The organism is Phenylobacterium sp. (assembly GCF_030646615.1).
In the GTDB taxonomy this organism is placed as follows: domain Bacteria; phylum Pseudomonadota; class Alphaproteobacteria; order Caulobacterales; family Caulobacteraceae; genus Phenylobacterium.
Map to the genome: position 1 here is coordinate 1 of NZ_JAUSLG010000049.1, position 20,238 is coordinate 20,238.

At 68.1% G+C, this 20,238-nt stretch carries 17 protein-coding genes and 1 pseudogene; 11 read left to right on the forward strand and 7 right to left on the reverse strand.

What is annotated here, in order from left to right:
• Together Q7S93_RS08535 and pdeM are read left to right on the forward strand one after the other, a co-directional pair.
• Nucleotides 1–721, forward strand: a pseudogene (locus Q7S93_RS08535) (DNA ligase-associated DEXH box helicase); the annotation flags it as partial.
• A 64-nt stretch (nucleotides 722–785) separates the two neighbouring features.
• On the forward strand, nucleotides 786–1,523 hold the full coding sequence (gene pdeM / locus Q7S93_RS08540; RefSeq protein ID WP_304713461.1) for a ligase-associated DNA damage response endonuclease PdeM: 738 nt from the start codon (nucleotides 786–788) through the stop codon (nucleotides 1,521–1,523).
• A 33-nt stretch (nucleotides 1,524–1,556) separates the two neighbouring features.
• Here pdeM and Q7S93_RS08545 read toward each other — a convergent pair whose 3' ends face one another.
• The 3 genes from Q7S93_RS08545 to Q7S93_RS08555 all read right to left on the reverse strand — a co-directional run bounded on the left by Q7S93_RS08545 (nucleotide 1,557) and on the right by Q7S93_RS08555 (nucleotide 6,379).
• Nucleotides 1,557–2,339, reverse strand: a complete 783-nt coding sequence (locus Q7S93_RS08545; RefSeq protein WP_304713462.1) for a TIGR02186 family protein — start codon at nucleotides 2,337–2,339, stop codon at nucleotides 1,557–1,559.
• Nucleotides 2,339–3,259, reverse strand: a complete 921-nt coding sequence (locus Q7S93_RS08550) for a sulfite exporter TauE/SafE family protein (protein ID WP_304713463.1) — start codon at nucleotides 3,257–3,259, stop codon at nucleotides 2,339–2,341. Before Q7S93_RS08550 ends, Q7S93_RS08545 begins: the two co-directional genes overlap by 1 nt.
• Nucleotides 3,260–3,325: 66 nt before the next feature.
• The gene (locus tag Q7S93_RS08555; protein ID WP_441339426.1) at nucleotides 3,326–6,379 is read right to left on the reverse strand and encodes a peptidoglycan-binding protein; all 3,054 of its coding nucleotides are present in this window, start codon (nucleotides 6,377–6,379) and stop codon (nucleotides 3,326–3,328) included.
• A gap of 181 nt (nucleotides 6,380–6,560) precedes the next feature.
• On the opposite strand from Q7S93_RS08555, the gene Q7S93_RS08560 reads away from it, so the two are divergent.
• Complete coding sequence (locus Q7S93_RS08560; RefSeq protein ID WP_370652106.1) at nucleotides 6,561–6,803, forward strand: hypothetical protein; 243 nt, start codon at nucleotides 6,561–6,563, stop codon at nucleotides 6,801–6,803.
• Here Q7S93_RS08560 and Q7S93_RS08565 read toward each other — a convergent pair.
• Complete coding sequence (locus tag Q7S93_RS08565; RefSeq protein WP_304713465.1) at nucleotides 6,800–8,479, reverse strand: bifunctional lysylphosphatidylglycerol flippase/synthetase MprF; 1,680 nt, start codon at nucleotides 8,477–8,479, stop codon at nucleotides 6,800–6,802. The two genes, Q7S93_RS08560 and Q7S93_RS08565, sit on opposite strands and share 4 nt — an antisense overlap.
• Before the next feature lie 160 nt (nucleotides 8,480–8,639).
• Between Q7S93_RS08565 and Q7S93_RS08570 the strand changes: the two genes are divergently transcribed.
• From Q7S93_RS08570 to Q7S93_RS08590, 5 genes are all read left to right on the forward strand, one after another.
• Nucleotides 8,640–9,863, forward strand: a complete 1,224-nt coding sequence (locus Q7S93_RS08570; RefSeq protein WP_304713466.1) for an acyl-CoA dehydrogenase family protein — start codon at nucleotides 8,640–8,642, stop codon at nucleotides 9,861–9,863.
• Between the two features lie 77 nt (nucleotides 9,864–9,940).
• Nucleotides 9,941–11,149: an acyl-CoA dehydrogenase family protein gene (locus Q7S93_RS08575; RefSeq protein ID WP_304713467.1), complete on the forward strand. Its 1,209-nt coding sequence runs from the start codon at nucleotides 9,941–9,943 to the stop codon at nucleotides 11,147–11,149.
• A 73-nt stretch (nucleotides 11,150–11,222) separates the two neighbouring features.
• On the forward strand, nucleotides 11,223–12,431 hold the full coding sequence (locus Q7S93_RS08580) for an acyl-CoA dehydrogenase family protein (protein ID WP_304713468.1): 1,209 nt from the start codon (nucleotides 11,223–11,225) through the stop codon (nucleotides 12,429–12,431).
• A gap of 32 nt (nucleotides 12,432–12,463) precedes the next feature.
• A complete protein-coding gene (locus tag Q7S93_RS08585; protein WP_304713469.1) occupies nucleotides 12,464–13,654 on the forward strand; it encodes an acyl-CoA dehydrogenase family protein in 1,191 nt (396 codons plus the stop codon).
• A 33-nt stretch (nucleotides 13,655–13,687) separates the two neighbouring features.
• A complete protein-coding gene (locus tag Q7S93_RS08590; RefSeq protein WP_304713470.1) occupies nucleotides 13,688–14,824 on the forward strand; it encodes an acyl-CoA dehydrogenase family protein in 1,137 nt (378 codons plus the stop codon).
• 83 nt (nucleotides 14,825–14,907) lie between these two features.
• Here the strand turns inward: Q7S93_RS08590 and Q7S93_RS08595 are convergent, their stop codons facing one another.
• Both Q7S93_RS08595 and Q7S93_RS08600 read right to left on the reverse strand, forming a co-directional pair.
• Nucleotides 14,908–16,161, reverse strand: coding sequence for an RNA polymerase sigma factor (locus Q7S93_RS08595; RefSeq protein ID WP_304713471.1), 1,254 nt, complete (start codon nucleotides 16,159–16,161; stop codon nucleotides 14,908–14,910).
• Nucleotides 16,158–16,541, reverse strand: coding sequence for a YciI family protein (locus Q7S93_RS08600; RefSeq protein WP_304713472.1), 384 nt, complete (start codon nucleotides 16,539–16,541; stop codon nucleotides 16,158–16,160). The genes Q7S93_RS08595 and Q7S93_RS08600 overlap by 4 nt, the downstream gene beginning before the upstream one ends.
• A 158-nt stretch (nucleotides 16,542–16,699) precedes the next feature.
• On the opposite strand from Q7S93_RS08600, the gene Q7S93_RS08605 reads away from it, so the two are divergent.
• Nucleotides 16,700–17,506 (forward strand): undecaprenyl-diphosphate phosphatase, encoded by an 807-nt coding sequence (locus tag Q7S93_RS08605; protein WP_304713473.1) that lies wholly within the window; start codon nucleotides 16,700–16,702, stop codon nucleotides 17,504–17,506.
• A gap of 421 nt (nucleotides 17,507–17,927) precedes the next feature.
• The gene (locus Q7S93_RS08610; RefSeq protein ID WP_304713474.1) at nucleotides 17,928–18,653 is read left to right on the forward strand and encodes a Crp/Fnr family transcriptional regulator; all 726 of its coding nucleotides are present in this window, start codon (nucleotides 17,928–17,930) and stop codon (nucleotides 18,651–18,653) included.
• Here Q7S93_RS08610 and Q7S93_RS08615 read toward each other — a convergent pair.
• Nucleotides 18,625–19,233 (reverse strand): sensor histidine kinase, encoded by a 609-nt coding sequence (locus tag Q7S93_RS08615; RefSeq protein ID WP_304713475.1) that lies wholly within the window; start codon nucleotides 19,231–19,233, stop codon nucleotides 18,625–18,627. The genes Q7S93_RS08610 and Q7S93_RS08615 overlap by 29 nt on opposite strands.
• Nucleotides 19,234–19,411: 178 nt before the next feature.
• On the opposite strand from Q7S93_RS08615, the gene Q7S93_RS08620 reads away from it, so the two are divergent.
• Entirely contained in the window at nucleotides 19,412–20,191 is a 780-nt protein-coding gene (locus Q7S93_RS08620) for a hypothetical protein (protein WP_304713476.1), read from the forward strand.
• The last annotated feature ends 47 nt before the right edge of the window (nucleotides 20,192–20,238 follow it).

Sequence of the window (20,238 nt, forward strand, 5' to 3'; positions counted from 1 at the left end):
CACCTGGCATGTCTTTCCCGACGAGGTCCGCGAGTGGCTGGAGGCCCAGCGGCTGCATTCGGCCCTGCCCCGGCCCGAGGAAATGCTGGTGGAGACCTTTCCACAGGGAAAGCGGCATTTCCTGACCTGCTATCCGTTTGACGGGCGCCATGCGCACACGACTCTGGCCATGCTGCTCACCCGCCGGCTGGACCGGCTCGGCATCGGACCCCTGGGCTTCGTCTGCAATGACTATTCGATGGCCATCTGGTCGCTGCGGCCGATGGACGGGGTCGATCTCGACGCCCTGTTCGAGGAAGACATGCTGGGCGACGATCTCGAGGCCTGGCTGGACGAGAGCTTCCTGATGAAGCGCGCCTTCAAGGGCTGCGCCCTGATCTCCGGCCTGATCGAGCGGCGGATGCCCGGGCTGGAGAAGTCCGGGCGGCAGGTGACCTTTTCGACGGACCTGATCTACGACGTGCTGCGCCGGCACCAGCCGGACCATCTGCTGCTGCGCTGTGCCCGCTCGGACGCGGCGACCAACCTGGTCGAGATCGAGCGGGTTGCGCAGATGCTCGGCCGGATCAAGGGACACATCCGGCATGTGTCGCTGGACCGGGTCTCGCCGTTCGCGGTGCCGATGTTCATGGAACTGGGCCGCGAACGCGCGCCGGGCGGGGCCAGCGAGATGATGCTGGCCGAGGCGGCCGAGGCGCTGATCGCGGAGGCTATGGGATGAACGTCGTGCGTCCTTCGACACGCGCTTTCAGCGCTGTTCAGGATGACGGGCATTGGAGTTCGTCATGGTGAGCAGCGCGCAGCGCGTGTCGAACCACGCAACCTCGTTCAGCGCCTCCCCCTGTGGCGGCCTGGCGATCGCCATCAACGGCGAGATGACCGTGCTGCGCGCGTCGGGCGCGATGTGGCTGCCGGATCATGCCGCCCTGATCGTCGCCGACCTGCATTTCGAAAAGGGCTCGGCCTATGGCATGCGGGGCCAGTTCCTGCCGCCCTATGACACCCGCGACACCCTCGACCGCCTGGAGGCCGAGGTGGCGGCCCTTGAGCCGCGGGTGGTGATCTTCCTAGGCGACAGCTTTCACGACGGCCGGGCCGAGGACCGCCTCTCACCCGACGACGCCGCAAGGCTGGTGGCGCTGGCGCAGGGCCGGACCCTGATCTGGCTGGTGGGCAATCACGACGCCGACGGCCCCCGCCGCCTGCCCGGCCAGGTGATCGACACCATGGCCCTGGGCGGCCTCGTCCTGCGGCACGAGCCGGAGCCCGGCGAGCAGCCCGGCGAGTTGTCGGGCCACCTGCACCCCTGCGCCCGGGTGAGTTCGGGCCGTGGCACGGTGCGCCGGCGGTGCTTCGCCACCGACGGCGCGCGCATGATCCTGCCGGCCTTCGGCGCCTATGCCGGCGGTTTGAATCTGAAGGACGCCGCCTTCGCCGGCCTGTTCGCCCGCCCGCCCCTGGCTGGCGCCCTGGGCCGCGACCGCGTGCATGCGGTGGGCTGGCGCTCGCTGACCGGTGACTGACGGGGGCACTGACAGGGGGGCCAATGGCGGGGCTCAGCGCCTGCGGAAGACCACCGAGGCCAGCCAGCCTGAGGTGAGCGCGATGAGCACCGAGACGATGCCGTAGAGCCAGGGCTGCTCATTGGCGAACAGGAAGAGCCAGCGCTCCAGCCCGGCCTTCTCCACCGTTATGGTCCGGGCGCGACGGGACACCGGCTCCCCGTCCTGGAACAGGATGATCTCGGTCTGGTACTCGCCGATGGGCGCCGAGGTGGGCAGGTCGATCTCGGCGCGGAACAGGCCCCGGTCCACGAACCGCACGCCTTCGTGGTCGGTGGCGTAGAGGCTGGCCTTCTCCTTCAGGCGGATCACCGCCCGGCGCCATTCGAGATAGTCGCCCCCCAGGCGGCTGACCACCACGTCGCGGACCCCGTAGCGGGTCTCGATCCGCTCTTCTTCGGGCGCGTTCATGGGCAGATGGTCGATGCCGGCGCCCAGGCGGCGCAGGGTGGAGAAGCTGGCGATCTCGGTCAGGGGCCTCGACGAGGCGGCCATGTAGAAGCCAGGGGCGCCTTCGAAGACCACCGGCCTGGAATTGACCCAGAGACCCGCCACACGCACCTTTCGCGCGATCCGGATCGGCTGGTCGGGGCCGCGGACAATGACCACCACATCCGAGGGCCGGGTGTCGGGATCGAACACCGCCCCGTAGAGCACGATCTGGGCGCCCGAAAAGGCCGAGGTCACCCGGACATTGGCGTCGGTCAGGGCGGCCGAGACCGAGGGTCCCGGCTCGGGCACGAAGATATCGGGCGGGGGAATGGCGGGCGTAACCACTACTTGCCAGCACCCACCAAGATGAAGGGGTCTTCCGGGGTGATGAACAGGACCAGCCCCATCTGAATGCCCATGATCAGCACGATCAGGCCCAGCAGGGCGCGCAGCTCCTCGGCCCGGAAACGGGATGAGGCCCGGGCGCCGAACTGGGCGCCCAGCACGCCGCCGAGCAGCAGCAGGGTGGCCAGGACGATATCCACCGACTGGTTGCGTCCGGCCTGCAGGATGCTGGCCAGCGACGTGGTGATGATGATCTGAAACAGGCTGGTGCCCACCACCACGCCGGCCGGCATGCGCAGGATATAGACCATGGCCGGCACCAGGATGAAGCCGCCGCCCACCCCCATGATGGCCGAGAGAATGCCGACGAAAACCCCCAGGATCACCGGCGGGATGATGCTGATATAGAGCCGCGAGCGGGGGAAGCGCACCTTGAACGGCAGGCCGTAGAGCCAGACCGGGCGGCGATCGCGCCGCTTGGCCGGCGGCTGGCCCCGACGCTGGCGCAGCACCGAGCCGAGGGACTCCACCAGCATCAGCCCGCCGATCAGGCCCAGGAAGATCAGATAGGAGAGGGAGACGACCAGGTCGGCCTGGCCCAGCAGACGCAGCCAGCGGAACACTTCCACGCCGACGATGGCCCCCACCGCCCCCCCGGCGGCCAGGACGCCGCCCATGCGGAAGTCCACCTGTCGCTTGCGGCTGTAGGAAATGACGCTGGAGGCCGAGGAGGCGGCCACGTGGTTGGCCTCGCTGGCCACCGCCACCACCGGCGGAATGCCCATCCACAACAGGATCGGCGTCATCAGGAAGCCGCCGCCGATGCCGAACAGGCCGGAGATGAACCCTACCACCGCCCCAAGCAGCACGAGAATCCCGGCGTTCACCGAGACCTCTGCTATGGGCAGGTAGATATCCACGCCTTTAGCGCCTCACATACGAACAATGGCGCAGGGCGCCCGGCAGGTCGGACCGACGCGTTCGCCTCAACGCGTGAAGACAGAAAGCTTCGAAACCGTCGTCGTGTCGAGGGCGCCCGTGGCGGCCATGCCTTGATCGCGCTGATAGGCCGCCACCGCAAGACGCAGGGCCGGCGACGCCACGCCGTCCATGGGGCCTTGATAATAGCCGAGGCGCGACAGGGCCCGCTGCGCGGTCTGGACCGACGCCGGGGCGGCGCCTGCGGGGGCCGCAGCGCTGGCCGTGGCGGTCGGGGCCATGGGCTTGAAGGCGCTGGCCGAGCGCTCGGCGACGGCCTGGGCCGCCGGGGAGAGCGCATCCTTGATGCGCTCGGCGCTGGCGGCGGCGTCGTTGTCGCCCGCCTGGCCGGCGATCAGGAACCACTTGTAGGCCTCGGCGGCGTTCTGGCTGACGCCGAAGCCCTCTTCATAGAGGCGCCCCAGATTGTACTGGCTGTCCACCAGGCCAAGATCGGCGGCGCGACGGAACCACTGGGCCGCAGTGGTGGAGTTCTTGGGTCCGCCCTGGCCTTCGAAATAGTAGAGGGCGAGGTTGTGCATCGCCTTGCGGTCGCCGCCCTGGGCGGCGCGTTCGGTCCAACGCCTGGCCTCGACCATGTCCTTGGGCAGGGTCTCGCCGCCCTGCTCGTAGAGCTTGGCCAGATAGAACTGGGCGGGCGCATAGCCAAGATTGGCCACGCGCTTCAGGTCGTCCAGGCCGCCTTCTGCCCCGGACTCCACATTGCTCACCGCTTCGGCATAGAGGGCCGGCAGGTCATCTCGAGTCTGGACCGCAGCGCCTTCGGGATCGGTGAGCGGTTCCGGCGTCAGGGCCGAGGCGGCCCGGGGCGTGCCCGTCTCCGCCAGTTCAGGCCCCTGTCCGGCGTTGTCGCGGGCGGCCGAAACGGCGTTGGCCACCCTCGAGGGCAGGTCGCCAGAAGGCTCGCTGCCCATCAGCACCATGCCGCCGGCGGCCATGCCCATGAAGGCCGCGCCACCGGCGATCAGCAGGGCGGTCTGCAGGGTCGAGCCGGCGCGCTTCTTGGGGCGGACCGAAAAGGCGCTGAACATCGAGCCCGACCGGGGCTCCTCGGACGTCTTTCCCTTGCCCTTGCCCTTGCGGCCCTTGGTCTCAGCCATGGGGGCGGCCCGGGCCGCAGCGCGGGCCTGAGCGATCACCTCACGGGTGGAAAGGGTGTGGCCCTCGCCAGCCCGCGGCCGGGGCGACGGCTCCACGAACTCGGCTTCGTCCTCAAAGCCAAAGTCGTCATCATCGATCTCGGCGCCCACCTTCGGGGCGGCCTCGAAGCTCTGGGCGATGCTGCGGCGGGAGACCGGAGCCTCATGCTCGGGCGCGAAAGGATCGGCCGGGGGTTCGACGGCGATCAGCGGCGGCGGCTCGGCGCGGGTCGGCTCCGGGGGATCGAAGCCGTCGGCGGCCTCGAAGTCCTCGGCCGCCAGCGGCGGACGCTCGGTGTCGGCGGCATAGGCGCCGGGGAAGCCCTCAGCCTGTGAGGCGAAGGCCTGTCGGACGAAGGGCTCGGCCTTGTCTTCTGGCGCCGGGTCAGGCTCGGCCGGCCCAAAGCCGGCGAAGGGCTCCAGGTCGAAAGGCGAGACGGAAGGCTTGGACGTTTCGGTTGCGGAGGGAGCCGGCGGGGGCTCCACGTTCCGCGGCGGCGGGACTTCAGCCAGCCGCCGATCGATGCGTTCGCGCGCCTCTTCCAGCAGGCGCGCGGTGCGCTCCTCGCTCAGGCGGATGCGTTCGGAAAGCTCTTCGGTGGCCCGTTCCTGGCGGTGGCTGATGCGCTCGGTGACGCGGGCCACCTGGTCGCCCACATCGTCGATGGCCTGGGCTGACCGGCGCTCGGAGGTGGCGATCCGCTCGCTCAGGCGCTCGGTGATCTTGCCGATCTCGCCGCCCAGTTTCTCCAGCGCCTCGGCGTGCAGGGTGTCGGAACGGCCAAGCCTGGCCTCCATGGCCGTGGCGATCCGCGCCACTTCCCCGCCCACGGTCTGGATGGCCTGGGCGCTCGAATGTTCGGCGCTCTGGACGCGGCGGTTGAGATTGTCGGCCATGCTGAGCACTTCGCGGCCCATGGCCTCGATGGCCTGGGCCGAGCGTTGCTCGGCGGCGCGCACATGCTCGGTCATCTCGCCGAGCCGGCGCTCCATGCGGTCGAACCGTCCATCGGCCGAGGCGTGCAGCTTCTGGGTCAATTCGACCCGGGCGGCCTCGACCCGTTCGGTCAGGCGCGCGGCCATCTCTTCCAGGCGGCGGTCGAAGCCCGGCCCCTCGCCGGCCTCCACCGAACCCATGCGGCCGTCGAGGTGGGCGAAGGAGGCGCGCAGGCTCTCCAGGGCCTCGGTCGTGCGAGTCTCGGCCTCGCTGAGACGCTGGGCGACACGGCCCACCACCTCCTCGATCAGGCCCGGTGACTCAGATCCCCCTTGAGCCTCCACCCGCTCCATCCGCGCCTCGATGGCGCCCAGGGCCTCGCGGGTGCGGGTCTCGCCCTCATAGAGGTGGTTGGCGACCTTGCCGACCGCGCCTTCCAGGGCGCGGAGGGCTTCGGCCGACCGGGGACCTACGGCCTCGGCCTCCATGCGGCGCAGGCGTTCGGCCACGCGGCTCTGTTCGGAGGCGACCTCTTCCACCGCCCCTTCGAACCGGGCGGCCACGGCCACATGCTCACGCTCGGCGGCCTCGATCCGGGCCAGGGCCGAGCGCACCGAATGCTCTACGCCGGAGACCGCCAGGCCCGTCCGGCTCTCGGAGACTTCCAGGCGCTCGCTGAGACGGTCGAGCGCCAGGGCGATACGGCCCATCTCGTCGGCGGGATGTTCGGGCGCCTCGACACGGGCGGGCGCGTCCTCGGTGCGGCGCAGGCTTTCGAAATAGGTGGGGAGCGGTCGGCGCGCGAGATCAGCCTCGGAGACGGCGTCTTCCGGACCTTCATCATCAAGGATCATTCGATTGAGCCACTCGCCCAAGGTCATGCCCGACCGCCGGGCGAGGTCCTTTGCGACCTCCCTGGCTTTTGGGTCGATGCCCTTGACGCTCCATGGCGCCGCCGCCGTCATTCGAATCGATCTCCTACCCGAGTTCGACGCTATCCACCGAACCTTGGGGTGTAAACGCGGCGTTAACGCTAGATGTAGCGTTCGGGCCGATCACCTGTGGACGACCGCGAAAAGCCCACAGACCCTGCCCCGCCAACAGCCAGCGGTGGGGTTAACGGTTCGTTAACGGCGCGATTTGCCCTTGTCCGACGCCTGCGCTACGGCGTCGCAGATGGAGCTGTCCCTGACCCTCGCCGCCGGCGCCGCCCTGCTGGCCCTGACCCTGTTCGCCGGTTGGAAGGGCGCCCGGCCGCCGGATCTGCGCCGCGGCCCGCGCCTCATTCCCTATCGCTTCGTCATGCTGCTGGGGGCGGCTGGCCTGATCGTCATCCTGGTCCATCTGGTGAACCTGATGGGCGTGTCGACCGGCCCGAACCGCTTCTAGGCGGCGGTGTCGACGCCTTCGCCGGCCCTGGACTCTGTCTTGCGCGGGCGTTTGGCCAGGCCCGCCATGCCGCCGGAGGACAACAGGCCCGCATCGGCCAGCAGCAGCGGGATGGCCCACTTGTGGGGGGCGGCCAGATAGCGCGGCTGCCAGAGGGGGTCGTACTTGTCCTTGTAGCGCCGCACCCCCTGGAAATTGTAGATTTCCTCGCCCCGTTCAAAGAGCAGCCGGCCGACCCGCGACATGATCGGGGCGAAGGGGCGATCCTCGAGCCCGGCCAGGGGGGCCATGCCGAACTCGAAGGCCTGATAGCCCTGCGCCCGGCCCCAGGCGATCAGCTCGATGAACAGATAGTCCATGATGTTCTTCGGCGCGGCGTCCGAATAGCGCATCAGATCCATCGAAAAGGCCGAGCGCGAACTGGTGGTCCAGAGGGTGGCGAAGGCCACGATCCGCCCGTACTGCCGGACGATGGCGATGGGGAATTCCGCCACATAGGCCCGGGTGAAACCGCCCATGGTGAAGCTCTTTTCACCCCCGGCATGGGCGTCGAGCCACTGGTCGGAGATCACCTGCAGTTCGTCGAGCACAGGCGGCAAGTCGGCCGGCGCCAGCACCTCGAAGGTGGCGCCCTCTTCGCCGGCCTTGCGCCAGGCCCGCCGCAGATTGCCCCGCTTGCGCCCCTCCACCGAGAAGGTCTCCAGGGGCACCACGGCCGCCTCGCCGATCTTCTGCAGGGAGAAGCCGAGTTCGACCACGTCGGGCAGGTCGTCGGCGCCGAGGGCATAGACGCCCGGTCTTGCGGCGTGGGCGTCGGCCATCTCGCGAAAGCGCCACAACAGCTCCAGCCGCTCGTCCCGGCGGCCGACCGGGGCCCCGAGCGCGATCCAGGAGCGGCCGCGAACCCCGAACATCAGGAAGGACTGGCCGCTCTGGGAAAAGATGAACCGCTTGTCGCCCAGCAGCGCCAGGTTCGAGCTGGGCTCCACCGCCTGGGCCGAGGCCAGGATGGCGCGGACCTGCTGGAAGTCCTGGTCATCGGGGGTGACCACCCGCGGCGTCGCGGCCGAGGCGAAGAGGCGCCAAAGGCCGAAGGCGATCAGGGCCAGCGCCGCGCCCACCCAGCCGCGGATCGCGCGCGCCGCGTCATCCTCGACCATGACGCTGATCCAGCTGCGGTGCCCATAGTCGGCGTTCTGGAAGGACCAGAGACCCAGCAGGCCCGCGCCCAGCACCAGGGCGGCGGCCGAGACCAGCCAGCCCGGCGTGATCTCCATCCGCGACAGCCGGGCCTCACGGATAAAGGCGGCGCGGAACGGCGCCAGGGCCAGCATCAGGGCGGCGAGCCAGGCGGTCTCTTCCCAGACGATCCCCTTCAGCAGGGTCAGCGGCAGGGCCACGCCCAGCGCCACCATGGTGGCGATCCAGGCGGCGTCCAGCCGGGCCCGCAGGCCGAAGGCCAGGAAGATCAGCACCAGGCCGAGCACGCTGGACAGGAAGTGGCTGGCTTCGATCAACGGCGCCGGCGCAAGCTCGGTCAGCAGGAGGAAGCGATTGGGCACCGACGGCGTGGCGGCCGACACGACCAGCATGACGCCGGCCGCCAGGGTGAGCACGGCGCCGGTCAGCGGGGCTGCGGCCAGGCCGGCGGGCCGCAGTTCGCGCAAGATCCTCATGGGATGGAGCGTCCTGGTGGCGAGTTGGGGAGTATATAGCCCGGATTCGCGCCGCAGGGCTGTCGCCTGCGTCAAACAACTGTTCGCAAGGCGTCTTGCCCTGGGGCCGCCCGGCGCTAATGTGGCGCGCAAAATCTGCTTACAGCATTGGGAGACCGCCATGGCCGACTTCGGCGCCGGAGAGCTCGACACCTTCAGGTCCGATGTCCGTTCGTGGCTGGAGACCAACTATCCGGCCGAGCTCCGCGATCCCGCCGCCAAGGTCGATCCCGAAGCCATGTGGGGCGGCCAGGCCTTTCTGGACTCCGACGACCTGCAGATCGCCTGGATGCGCACGATGGGCGAGAAGGGCTGGACCGCCCCGACCTGGCCCACCGAATACGGCGGCGGCGGCCTGACCCCCGCCCAGGCCCGCGTCCTGGACCAGGAGCTGAACTCTGGCCGCTACCGCACGCCGCTGGCCTCGTTCGGCGTCTGGATGCTGGGTCCGGTGCTGCTGGAATATGCCAACGAGGATCAGAAGCGCGAGCACCTGCCCAAGATCGTCAAGGGCGAGATCCGCTGGTGCCAGGGCTATTCCGAGCCGGGCGCGGGTTCGGACCTCGCCTCACTTCAGACCCGCTGCGAGGACAAGGGCGACCACTGGCTGATCAATGGCCAGAAGATCTGGACCTCCTACGCCGACAAGGCCGACTGGTGCTTCTGCCTGGTGCGGACCGACGCCTCGAAGAAGCATGAAGGGGTCTCCTTCGTGCTGATCGACATGCGGTCCCCCGGCGTCGAGACCCGGCCGATCCAGTTGATCTCCGGCGAGAGCCCCTTTTGCGAGACCTTCTTCACCGATGTGAAGATCCCCAAGGAAAACCTGGTGGGCAAGGTCAATGGCGGCTGGGAGATCGCCAAACGCCTGCTGCAGTACGAGCGCCAGAACATCTCCGGCGGCTTCGGCGGCGGCGGTGGGGCCGGCGGCGCCAGCGGCGACCTGGCCCAGGTGGCCAAGACCTATTGCGGCGTGGACGCCAGCGGGGTGCTCGCCGACACCGACCTGCGCACCCGCATCACCCAGAACAAGATGAACATGCAGTGCCTGGGCCTGACCATCGGCCGGACGGCGGCCGAGGCCAAGGCCAGCAATGGCCCCAGCGCGGCGGTCTCGATCATCAAGTACGCCGCGGCGACCTTCGCCCAGGAGCGGTCGGAGCTGATGATCGAAGCCATGGGCCACCAGGGCCTCGGCTGGCAGGGCGACGACTATAAGCCCGGCGAGATCATCGCCACCCGCGGCTGGCTGCGCTCGAAGGGCAATTCTATCGAGGGCGGCACCAGCGAAGTGAACCTGAACGTCATCTCCAAGCGCGTGCTGGGGCTGCCCGACCCCAAGTAGCGGGTCGAGCAGAGCCTGCGGCCGCATTTTCGGCTGTCGGGCGTCCAGACGGGCATTATTTGTAAAGGCGGATTTCCATGGCCGATTTTGGCGGCGATCTCGACACCTTCCGCAGCGAGGCCAAGGCCTGGCTCGAAGCGAACTTCCCCAAGGCCCTGAAGGGCGATGCGGCCAGCCAGACCGCTGCGGCGGCCGGCGGCAAGGAGAGCCCGGAGGCTCGACAGTGGCGCGAAGCCATGGGCGCCAAGGGCTGGGGCGTGCCCACCTGGCCGGCGGAATATGGCGGCGGCGGGCTGTCGCGCCAGGAGGCCCGGGTGCTGGCCGAGGAGATGGCCGCCATCGGCGCGCGCAATCCCATCGGCGGCATGGGCGTCATGATGTTTGGCCCCACCCTGATCGAATACGGCTCCGAGGAACTGAAGCGCCAGCATCTGCCCGGCATCGTCACCGGCTCCGTCCGCTGGTGCCAGGGCTATTCCGAGCCGGGCTCGGGCTCGGACCTCGCCTCCCTCCAGACCCGCGCCGAGGACAAGGGCGACCACTGGCTGGTCAACGGCCAGAAGATCTGGACCTCGGTCGCCAATCTCGCCGACTGGTGCTTCTGCCTCGTGCGCACCGACACCTCGAAGAAGCATGAGGGCATCTCCTTCCTGCTGATCGACATGAAGAACCCGGGCGTCGAGGTTCGGCCCATCCTGCTGATCAATGGCGGCTCGCCCTTCTGCGAGACCTTCTTCACCGATGTGAAGGTCCCCAAGGACCAGCTGTTCGGCCCGCTGAACGGCGGCTGGACGGTGGCCAAGCGCCTGCTGCAGTTCGAGCGCGACAACATCTCGGCGGGCCTGGGCGGCGGCAATATCGGCGCGCCGACGGCGGTGATGAGCGTCGAAGACGCGGCCAAGACGTATATCGGCCTCGACGAAACCGGCCGGATCGCCGACCACGACCTGCGCCGACGGATCATCGAGCATCGCATGGAGGCCCGGGCCTTCCAGCTGACCGTGCGCCGCGCCGCCGACGAGGCCAAGTCGAACGCCGGGCCCAGCGCCGCCACCTCGATCATGAAGTACGCCGGGGCCAAGATCGCCCAGGATCGCAACGAGCTGATGGTCGAGGCCTTCGGCCACCAGGGCCTGGGCTGGTCGGGCGAAGGCTATGACGAATCCGAGCTGGCCCTGGTTCGCGCCTGGCTGCGGTCCAAGGGCAATTCCATCGAGGGCGGAACCTCGGAAATCAATCTGAACGTGGTCTCGAAGCGGGTGCTTGGCCTGCCTGACCCCAAGTAAGCGGACGACTCCACGAACGCCGAACTTCATGCTATAATAAATCATAACATAATGATTTTTAGGGAGAATATTCATGGCTGACTTTGGTGGCGCCGATCTCGACGGCTTCCGGACCCAGGCGCGCGAATGGCTTGAGGCCAATTTCCCCAAGTCCCTGGCCCATGATACCGAAGCCCAGACCCGGGCCATGGCCGGCGGCGCCGAACTCACCGGCGATATGGCCGTCTGGCGCGAGCGGATGGGCGAAAAGGGCTGGGGCGTCCCCACCTGGCCCGCCCAATACGGCGGCGGCGGCCTTTCGCCCCAGGAAGCCCGGGTGCTGAACCAGGAAATGGCCGCCCTCGGCGCCTGGAACCCGATCGGCGGCATGGGCGTCGGCATGTTCGGCCCCACCTTGCTGGAATACGGCACCGAAGATCAGAAGAAGGCCTACATCCCCGACATCGTCACCGGGAAGGTGCGCTGGTGCCAGGGCTTCTCCGAGCCCGGCGCCGGCTCGGACCTCGCCTCGCTCTCGACCCGGGCCGAGGACAAGGGCGACCACTGGCTGGTCAACGGCCAGAAGATCTGGACCTCCGGCGGCCAGTGGGCGGACATGATCTTCTGCCTGGTGCGCACCGACACCACCAAGAAGCATGAAGGCATCTCCTTCGTGGTCTTCTCCATGCATCAGCCGGGCGTCGAGGTTCGCCCGATCCGCCTGATCGCCGGCTCCTCGCCCTTCTGCGAGACCTTCTTCACCGACGTGAAGGTGCCCAAGGAGAACCTGGTCGGCCCGCTGAACGGCGGCTGGACCGTGGCCAAGCGCCTGCTGCAGCACGAGCGCAGCGGCATGGGCGGCCGGGCCGGCGAAGGCGGCAAGCGCGAGGCGCTCGGCATCGTCGCCAAGAAGTATGTGGGTGAGGACGCGCAGGGCCGCCTGGCCGATCTCGACCTGCGCACCCGCATCGTCATGAACGACATGGACCTGAAGGCCCTCCAGCAGACCGTCAAGCGCGCGGCCCTGGAAGCCAAGGGCAATTCTGGTCCTTCGGCGACGACCTCGATCATGAAGAACGCCAACATGAAGGTGGCGCAGGACCGGGCCGAGCTGACCCTGGAGTTCATGGGTCATCAGGGCCTGGGCTGGGAAGGCGAGGATTTCACCGAAGAAGAGCTGGCCGCCGTGCGCGGCTGGCTGGCTGGCAAGGCGGGCTCGATTTACGGCGGGTCCAATGAGGTGCAGAACAACATCATTTCCAAGCGCATCCTCGGCCTGCCGGACGCTGCGCCTTCGAAATGATTACAAGCGACTGATTTTAAAGGAGATATTTAATGGCTGATTTTGGCGGCTCTGATCTGGACGCCTTCCGCACGGAAGCGCGCGACTGGATCGAAGCCAACTTCCCCAAGTCCCTGAAGGGCAAGGGGGGGATGATGATGCGCGAAGAACGGTCCGAGCCGACTCCGGACATGGACGCTTGGCGCAAGGCCATGGGCGAAAAGGGTTGGGGCGTTCCCACCTGGCCGACCCAGTACGGCGGCGGCGGTCTGACCCCGGCGCACGGACGCATCATCCAGCAGGAGCTGGGTCGCGTGGGGGCCTACAACCCCATCGGCGGCATGGGCGTCATGATGTTCGGCCCCACCCTGCTGGAATACGGCACCGAGGCCCAGAAGCAGCAGCACATCCCGCCGATCGTGAAGGGCGAGCTGCAATGGTGCCAGGGCTTCTCCGAGCCTGGCGCGGGTTCCGACCTCGCCTCGCTGCAGACCCGCGCCGAGGACAAGGGCGACCACTATATCGTCAACGGCCAGAAGATCTGGACCTCGGGCGCCCAGTGGGCCCAGTGGTGCTTCTGCCTGGTGCGCACCGACACCACCAAGAAGCATGAAGGCATTTCCTTCGTGCTGTTCCCGATGGATGTCCCCGGCGTCGAAGTCCGCCCGATCCCGCTGATCGCCGGCAATTCGCCCTTCTGCGAGACCTTCCTGACCGACGTCCGCGTCGAAAAGGACCAGGTGGTCGGCCCGGTCAACGGCGGCTGGACGGTGGCCAAGCGCCTCCTGCCGCATGAGCGTTCGGGCCTGTCGGGCGCCGGCGGCGGCGGCGGCGGTCGTTCGCTGGTCAAGCTGGCCAAGGAATATGTGGGGTCCGACGAGTCGGGCCGCCTGGCCGACACCGACCTGCGCACCCGGGTGATCATGAACGAGATCGACGGTCGCGCCTTCCAGCTGACCGCCATGCGCGCCATGGCCGAATCCAAGGCCAATTCCGGGCCTTCGGCGGCCACCTCGATCATGAAGAATGCGGGCACCCGCTGGATGCAGGATCGCGCCGAACTGACCATCGAGCTCATGGGCCACCAGGGCCTGGGCTGGGAAGGCGACGACTTCACCGCCGAAGAGCTGGGCGCCGTGCGCTCCTGGCTGGGTGGCAAGGCGACGACCATCTATGGCGGTTCGCAGGAGGTGCAGAACAACATCATCTCCAAGCGCATCCTCGGCCTGCCCGACCCGAAATAAGCACTCAATAGAATTCATAGGGATTACAATAAGATGGCCGTTCTCAACGAAGAACAGACAATGCTCCGCGACGCCGCGAAGAGCTGGGTGCAGGAAAAGTCTCCCGTCACCGCGTTCCGCAAGATGCGCGACAGCGGGGTCGAGCTTGGCTACGACGCCAACGCCTGGAACGAAATGGCCGAGATGGGCTGGGCCGGGGTGATCATCCCCGAGGAATACGGCGGCTCGGACTTCGGCTACCTCTCCATGGGCCTGATCCTGGAGGAAACCGGCCGCACCCTGACCGCGTCTCCGCTGCTGGCCTCTGGCCTGGCCACGGCCTCGGCCCTGGTGCTGGGCGGCTCCGACGCCCAGAAGTCGGAATGGCTGCCGAAGATCGCCGGCGGTGAAGTCGTCGGCGCCCTGGCGATCGACGAAGGCGCGCACCACGCGCCGGAAAAGGTCGCCCTGAAGGCCGAAAAGTCCGGCTCGGGCTACAAGCTGTCGGGCTCCAAGTCCTTCGTGCTGGAAGGCATGGCGGCGGGTCTGCTGGTCGTCTCGGCCCGCACCTCGGGCGCGGCCGGCGACACCGACGGGATCACCCTGTTCCTGGTGGCTGGCGACGCCAAGGGCGTGAGCCGCAAGCGTCTGCACCTGGCCGATAGCCGTGGCGCCGCCAACATCACCTTCGACGGCGTCGAAGTGGGTGAAGACGCCGTTCTGGGCGAAGTCGGCAAGGGCTACGCCCTGCTGGAAAAGACCCTGGACCGCGCCCGCGCCGGCCTCTGCGCCGAAATGCTCGGCTCGGCCCTGCAGGCCTTCGAAATCACCCTCGACTACCTCAAGGTCCGGGTGCAGTTCGGCCAGGTCATCGGCTCCTTCCAGGCCCTGCAGCACCGCGCGGCCAAGATGTTCACCGATCTCGAACTGGCCCGCTCGGCCGTCGAAGCCGCCCTCCAGGCGATCGACGCCGACACCCCGGACGTTCCGGAACTGGTCAGCCTGGCCAAGGCCAAGATGGGCGACGTCTTCCATCTGGTGTCCAACGAGATGGTCCAGATGCATGGCGGCATCGGCATGACCGACGCCCACGACGCGGGCTTCTACATGAAGCGCGCCCGTGCGGCCGAGGCGGCCTTTGGCAACCAGGGCTATCATCGCGACCGCTACGCCCGCATCCAGGGCTACTAAGGCCCGTTCCCCCGGCCTCGGTCGGGGAGACAGGTTCGACCACATGGACCCCCGGCCTCACGGCCGGGGGTTTTCATTTGGGCTCAGGATTGGGCCGCCTCGGCCTGCAGGCGGTCGATATGCTGGCGGATGTGGGCGGCCTCGGCCGGGGTGCGCGCCAGGGCGATGGCGCGGTCGAAGGCCTCGCGGGCCTCGGTCCTGCGCTCCAGTTGGAGCAACATGGCGCCCCTCACCCCATGGAAATGGAAATAGGCGGCGAGCCGGTTGGCCAGGGGCTCGATCAACTCCAGCGCTGCGGCTGGGCCCTCGGTCTTCGACACCGCCACGGCCCGGTTCAGGGTGACCACCGGCGAGGGCATGTGATGCTCCAGGGCCTGATAGAGGCCGGCGATCTGCGGCCAGTCGGTGTCCTCGGCCCGGGGGGAGCGGGCGTGCAGGGCCGCGATGGCCGCCTGGATCTGGTAGGGGCCGGGCTGGCGATGGCGAATGGCCTTGTCGATCAGGGCCAGGCCCTCGGCGATCATCTTGCCGTTCCAATGGGTGCGGTCCTGATCCTCCATCAGGATGATCGCCCCGTCGGCGTCGAAGCGGGCCTGGGCGCGGGCGTGCTGCAGCAGCATCAGGGCGGTCAGGCCCATGATCTCGGCCTCGGCGGGAAACAGGCGCAGCAACAGCCGCCCCAGGCGGATCGCCTCATCGCAGAGCCCGCTGCGCAGGGGCGCCTCGCCGCCGCTGGCCGAATAGCCCTCGTTGAACAGCAGGTAGACCATGGCCGCCACCGCCGCCAGGCGCTCGGCCCGCTCCACCGCGCCGGGCGTCTCAAAGGGTGTGCCGGCCTTGGCCACCTTGGCCTTGGCCCTTGTGATCCGCTGCTCCATCGCGCTCTCGCCCACCAGAAAGGCCCGGGCGATCTCGGCGACGCTCAAACCACAGACGATCCGCAGGGCGAGCGCGATCTGCTGGGTGGCCGGCAGATCGGGATGACAGCAGATGAACAGCAGCCGCAGCACGTCGTCGCGATAGTCGGCCCCGTCCAGCCGCTCCACCAGATCGGCCTCGGCGTCCTCCAGGTCGGAGATCAGCACCTCCTGCGGCAGCGGCGCCTCGCGGGCCTTGCGACGCACCCCGTCCAGGGCGGCGTTGCGCCCGACGAAGATCAGCCAGGCGGTGGGATCGCGGGGCGGGCCCTTGTCGGGCCAGTTCCGAAGGGCCCGCAGGCTCGCCTCCTGAAAGGCCTCTTCGGCGATATCCAGGTCGCGGAAATAACGCAGCAGGGCGGCCATGGCCTGAGGTCGGGCGGCCGCCAGGGCCCCGTCGATCCAGGCCAGGTCGCTCATTGGCTTACGTCGCTCGGCAGGGCGCTGGAATGGTACACCCCGATCGGCCGCAGCTCATAGGCGCCGCCGGGATTGGCGCGCCCCAGGTCGCGGGCGATTTCAAGCGCCTGGTCCAGATCGTCGCAGTCGACGATGTAGAAGCCCAGCAGCTGCTCCTTGGTCTCAGCGAAGGGGCCGTCCAGCACCAGCGGCGGATCGCTGTCCTTGCGCAGGGTGGTCGCCGCCGAGGTGGGCAGCAGGCGCGCCACCGGCCCCAGCCGGCCCTGCGCCGCCAACCTCTGGTGGACCGCGTCCAGCTTCTCCATGACCGCGTCGTCCTCGGCTTTGGACCAGCCGCCGACGATGGCTTCGGCGTGATAGCAAAGGATGGCGTAGAGCATGGGCGCGATCTTTCTGTTGATCCAAGGACGGGCGATTATGCCTTGGTCCGACAGGGCGTCAGGAGAAATTGCAGGCTTTCCCCGTCGCGGGCGCCCGGCCGCCTCGCCAAGGGGTGGGATATTCGCTATCGCAGCGGCCTGTACTTTGGGGGGCCGGCTTGGACCAGAATTCGCTTATCAGCGTCATCATCCTCGGGATCATCGAGGGGATCACCGAATTCCTCCCCGTCTCCTCCACCGGCCACATGATCCTGGCTGGTGAGTTGCTAGGCTTCAAGGGACCGGCCGAAACCACCTTCAAGATCGTGGTCCAGCTCGGCGCCATCATGGCGATCCTGGTGGTCTATGCGCAGCGGTTCTGGAATGTGGGCATGGGCGTGCTGAAGGCCCAGCCGGGCGACATCGCCTTTGCCCGGAACATCATCCTGGCGGTGCTGCCGGCCATGGTGATCGGCGTCTTCGCCTATGACGCCATCAAGGCCATGCTGGAGTCCCCCGAGATCGTGGCCGTCTCCCTGGTGGTGGGCGGCGTCGCCATCCTGCTGATCGAGCGGTTCGCACCCAAGGCCAGGATCATGAGCATCGAGACGCTGTCCTGGCGCAACGCCCTGCTGATCGGCCTCTTCCAGTGCATCGCCATGATCCCCGGCGTGTCCCGCTCGGGCGCCACCATCATGGGCTCGCTGCTTCTGGGGGTGGAGCGCAAGACGGCTGCCGAGTTCACCTTCTTCCTCGCCGCCCCGACCATGGTGGCGGCCACCGCCTATGACCTCTACCAGTCCTGGGACCTGCTGAATTTCGAGGACTTCCTGGGCATCGCCATCGGCTTCACCATGGCCTTCCTGACCGCCCTGCTGGTGGTCAAGAGCCTGGTGACGATCGTCGGCAAGTACGGCTTTGCGCCCTTCGCCTGGTACCGGATCGCGCTGGGGTCGGCGGCCCTGGCCTTCCTCTACCTCGCCTGAGCCAGGAAACCCCAGGGGCGGGCCCCGTGCGCTTCGCCCGGGCGCTCGCCGCGGACCTCATATCGATACCGCCTCGCTATCGCTGGCGATTGCGCACCACGCGTACATGAGAGGCTCCGCCTTGCGGGGCCTTTTTTCTGTTGCGCCTGCTCAGGCGGCCCTGCGAGCTTCCCAGGCCCCAGGAATAGAGCGAGCGACCTGCAGCCGCGGCAAGACATCGCGGAGACTCTGGGTCGGACACCCGACATATCTGTTTATCGGCGACGGGTCGTGATTTCGGGCAGCTTCGGTTTCTCTTGGATCTTTCATCGCGCCGGTCTTTGAGTGTCGAGTCCTCGACAGTCTGCCTCGATCTGGATCGATAAATTCTGACTTCGCCCCTGGGCGGTATTGATTCCCGACGCAGAGGCAGACCACCCCGTTGCAGAACAGGCTCCTGGCCGCGCTTCCCCCCGGTGACTTCGCGCGTCTGTCCCCGCATCTGGTCCCGTTCGAGCTTGAGCGTGGCCGCACGCTTCATGAGCCCGGCGATCGCATCGACCACGTCTATTTCCCCCTCGTGGGAGTCATCTCCCTGATGGCCCTGATGGAGAACGGGGCCGCCATCGAGTCAGCGATGATCGGACCAGAAGGCGCCGTGGGTCTGCCCGCCGCCATCCGCCAGCGGACGGCGATCAGCCGGGCCGTCGTCCAGGGGAAGGGGCGGGCTTTGCGCCTGAGCGCGACGGTTCTGCATGAGGCCTGGACCGCCAGTCCGGCGCTGCGAGACCTGGTGGACGCCCATGGTGAAGGCCTCTACGCCAACGTCACCCAGTCCGTGGCCTGCAACGCCCTGCACTCGGTCGAGGAGCGCTTTTGCCGCTGGATCCTGTCCTGCCACGACCGGGTCGAGGGCGACACCCTGGCCCTGACGCAAGAATACCTCGCCGACATACTGGGGGTGCAGCGCACGACCGTGACGGCGGTGGCGCGCAGCCTGCAGGACAAGGGCGCAATCCGTTACCGCCGGGGCCTGGTGGACATCATCGATCGGGCCGTGCTCGAGGCCGCAGCCTGCGAATGCTACGGCGTCGTCCGCCGCACCTACGACCGCCTGCTGCCGGCGGCGCAGCGCCAGGTCAAATCGGAAACGTCAGCTGAGCCCTGATCCCGCCATTGGGACCGCGCTGCAGATCCAGCTCGCCCCTCACCTGCCCCGCCAGGCTCCTGGCCAGCCAGAGTCCGAACCGTTCCCGACGGTTCGCCGAAGCGGGATCGAAGCCAGGCCCCCCATCGGCCACCATCAGCCGCGCCAGACCGCCGACGTCCCGGCGCAGGGTGATGTGAATCCGCCGCGCCTCGGCGCCCACCAGGCCGTGGGTCAGGGCGTTGCCGACGAGTTCGTTGGTGATCAGGGCCAGGGTCGAGGCGGCCTGATCGCGGACCTTGAGGTCATCGACCTCAACCAACACCTCAACCGCCTGGCCGGCCTGGCGACGGCGCCAGACCTGAGCCATTTCTTCCAGATAGGCGGCGAAATCCACGGTGTCGCCCGAGCGACGACGCTCCAGGGCGCCGAGGGCGCCAATCGCTTCGGCCATCCAGGTCAGCTGGCGACGGGCCTCGAGATCCGACGTCTTCTGCCCCCGCATCCGCGCCAGGGTGGCCAGGAGCTGCAGGGTGTTTGCGGTGCGATGGCGAACCTCGGAGGCCGCCTCCGCGTCGCGCTCGCCCTCATGTTCCGCCATCGTCGCCCCGACCTTTGCACACAACCTTAACGGCAATAAACATGACGCCTATAGTCAAGTTTGTCGCCTGCTCGACATAGGACGAGAATTCTGGACCCTTGCCGCGGCGCTGATCCTTTTTGGCTCTGCGTGGGTTACGACCCGCAGCAAGCTTAATCCATGGCCCTACAGGTGCGACATGAACGACAGAACCGCCGGCCGGCAGATCGCCATCATCGCTGCGGTGGCCTTCGCCATCATGGTTCCTGCCCTGCAGGCCCTGACAGGATGGGGCCAGACAGCGGCCGAATTTTCCCGGGACGGTGACCAGACGCTTCGGGCGGCAGGCTACGCCTTTTCGATCTGGGGCGTCATCTATGCGGGTCTGGCCCTCTATGCGGTTTTCCAGACGCTCCCCGGCCGCGCTGAACCTCATCTGATGGCCAGCGTAGGCTGGCCGTCGGCCTTGGCCAGCCTGGGCTGCGGCCTGTGGATCATCGCCTCGGCCGCCGACCTCGACTGGGCGACCGTGGCCATCATCCTGGTCTCGGCCGGCGCCATCATCTGGGGCCTGATCACCGCCAGGGCGCGGGATCTCGGCCTGGTTGGCCTGTCCCGCTACCTCGTGGTCTGGCCCTTAGGCCTGCTGGCCGGCTGGCTGACGGTCGCCTCGGCGGTCAACATCCTGACCGTTCTCACCGCCCAAGGGATCATCAATCCAGCGCAACCCCTTGTCCCCGCCCTGGCCGGGGTCGTGGTCACGACGCTCATCGCGGCCATCGTCGCAGAGCGCGTCAAGGTCCCGACCTATGGCCTGGCCGTCGCCTGGGGGCTGGCCGCCGTGGGCGTCGCCGAATGGGGCCCCAAACCCCTGGTGGGCGGCGCTGGCTTTGTGGCCGCCGGCTGCATGCTCCTGCTCACCGCCTGGCTCGCCTTCCGCCGCAAGCCCTTCTCGCCCTATGGGCTAACCGACCGCTGAGGCGGATATGAAAACGCCCCCGGCCTCTGCAGGTCGGGGGCGTTCTC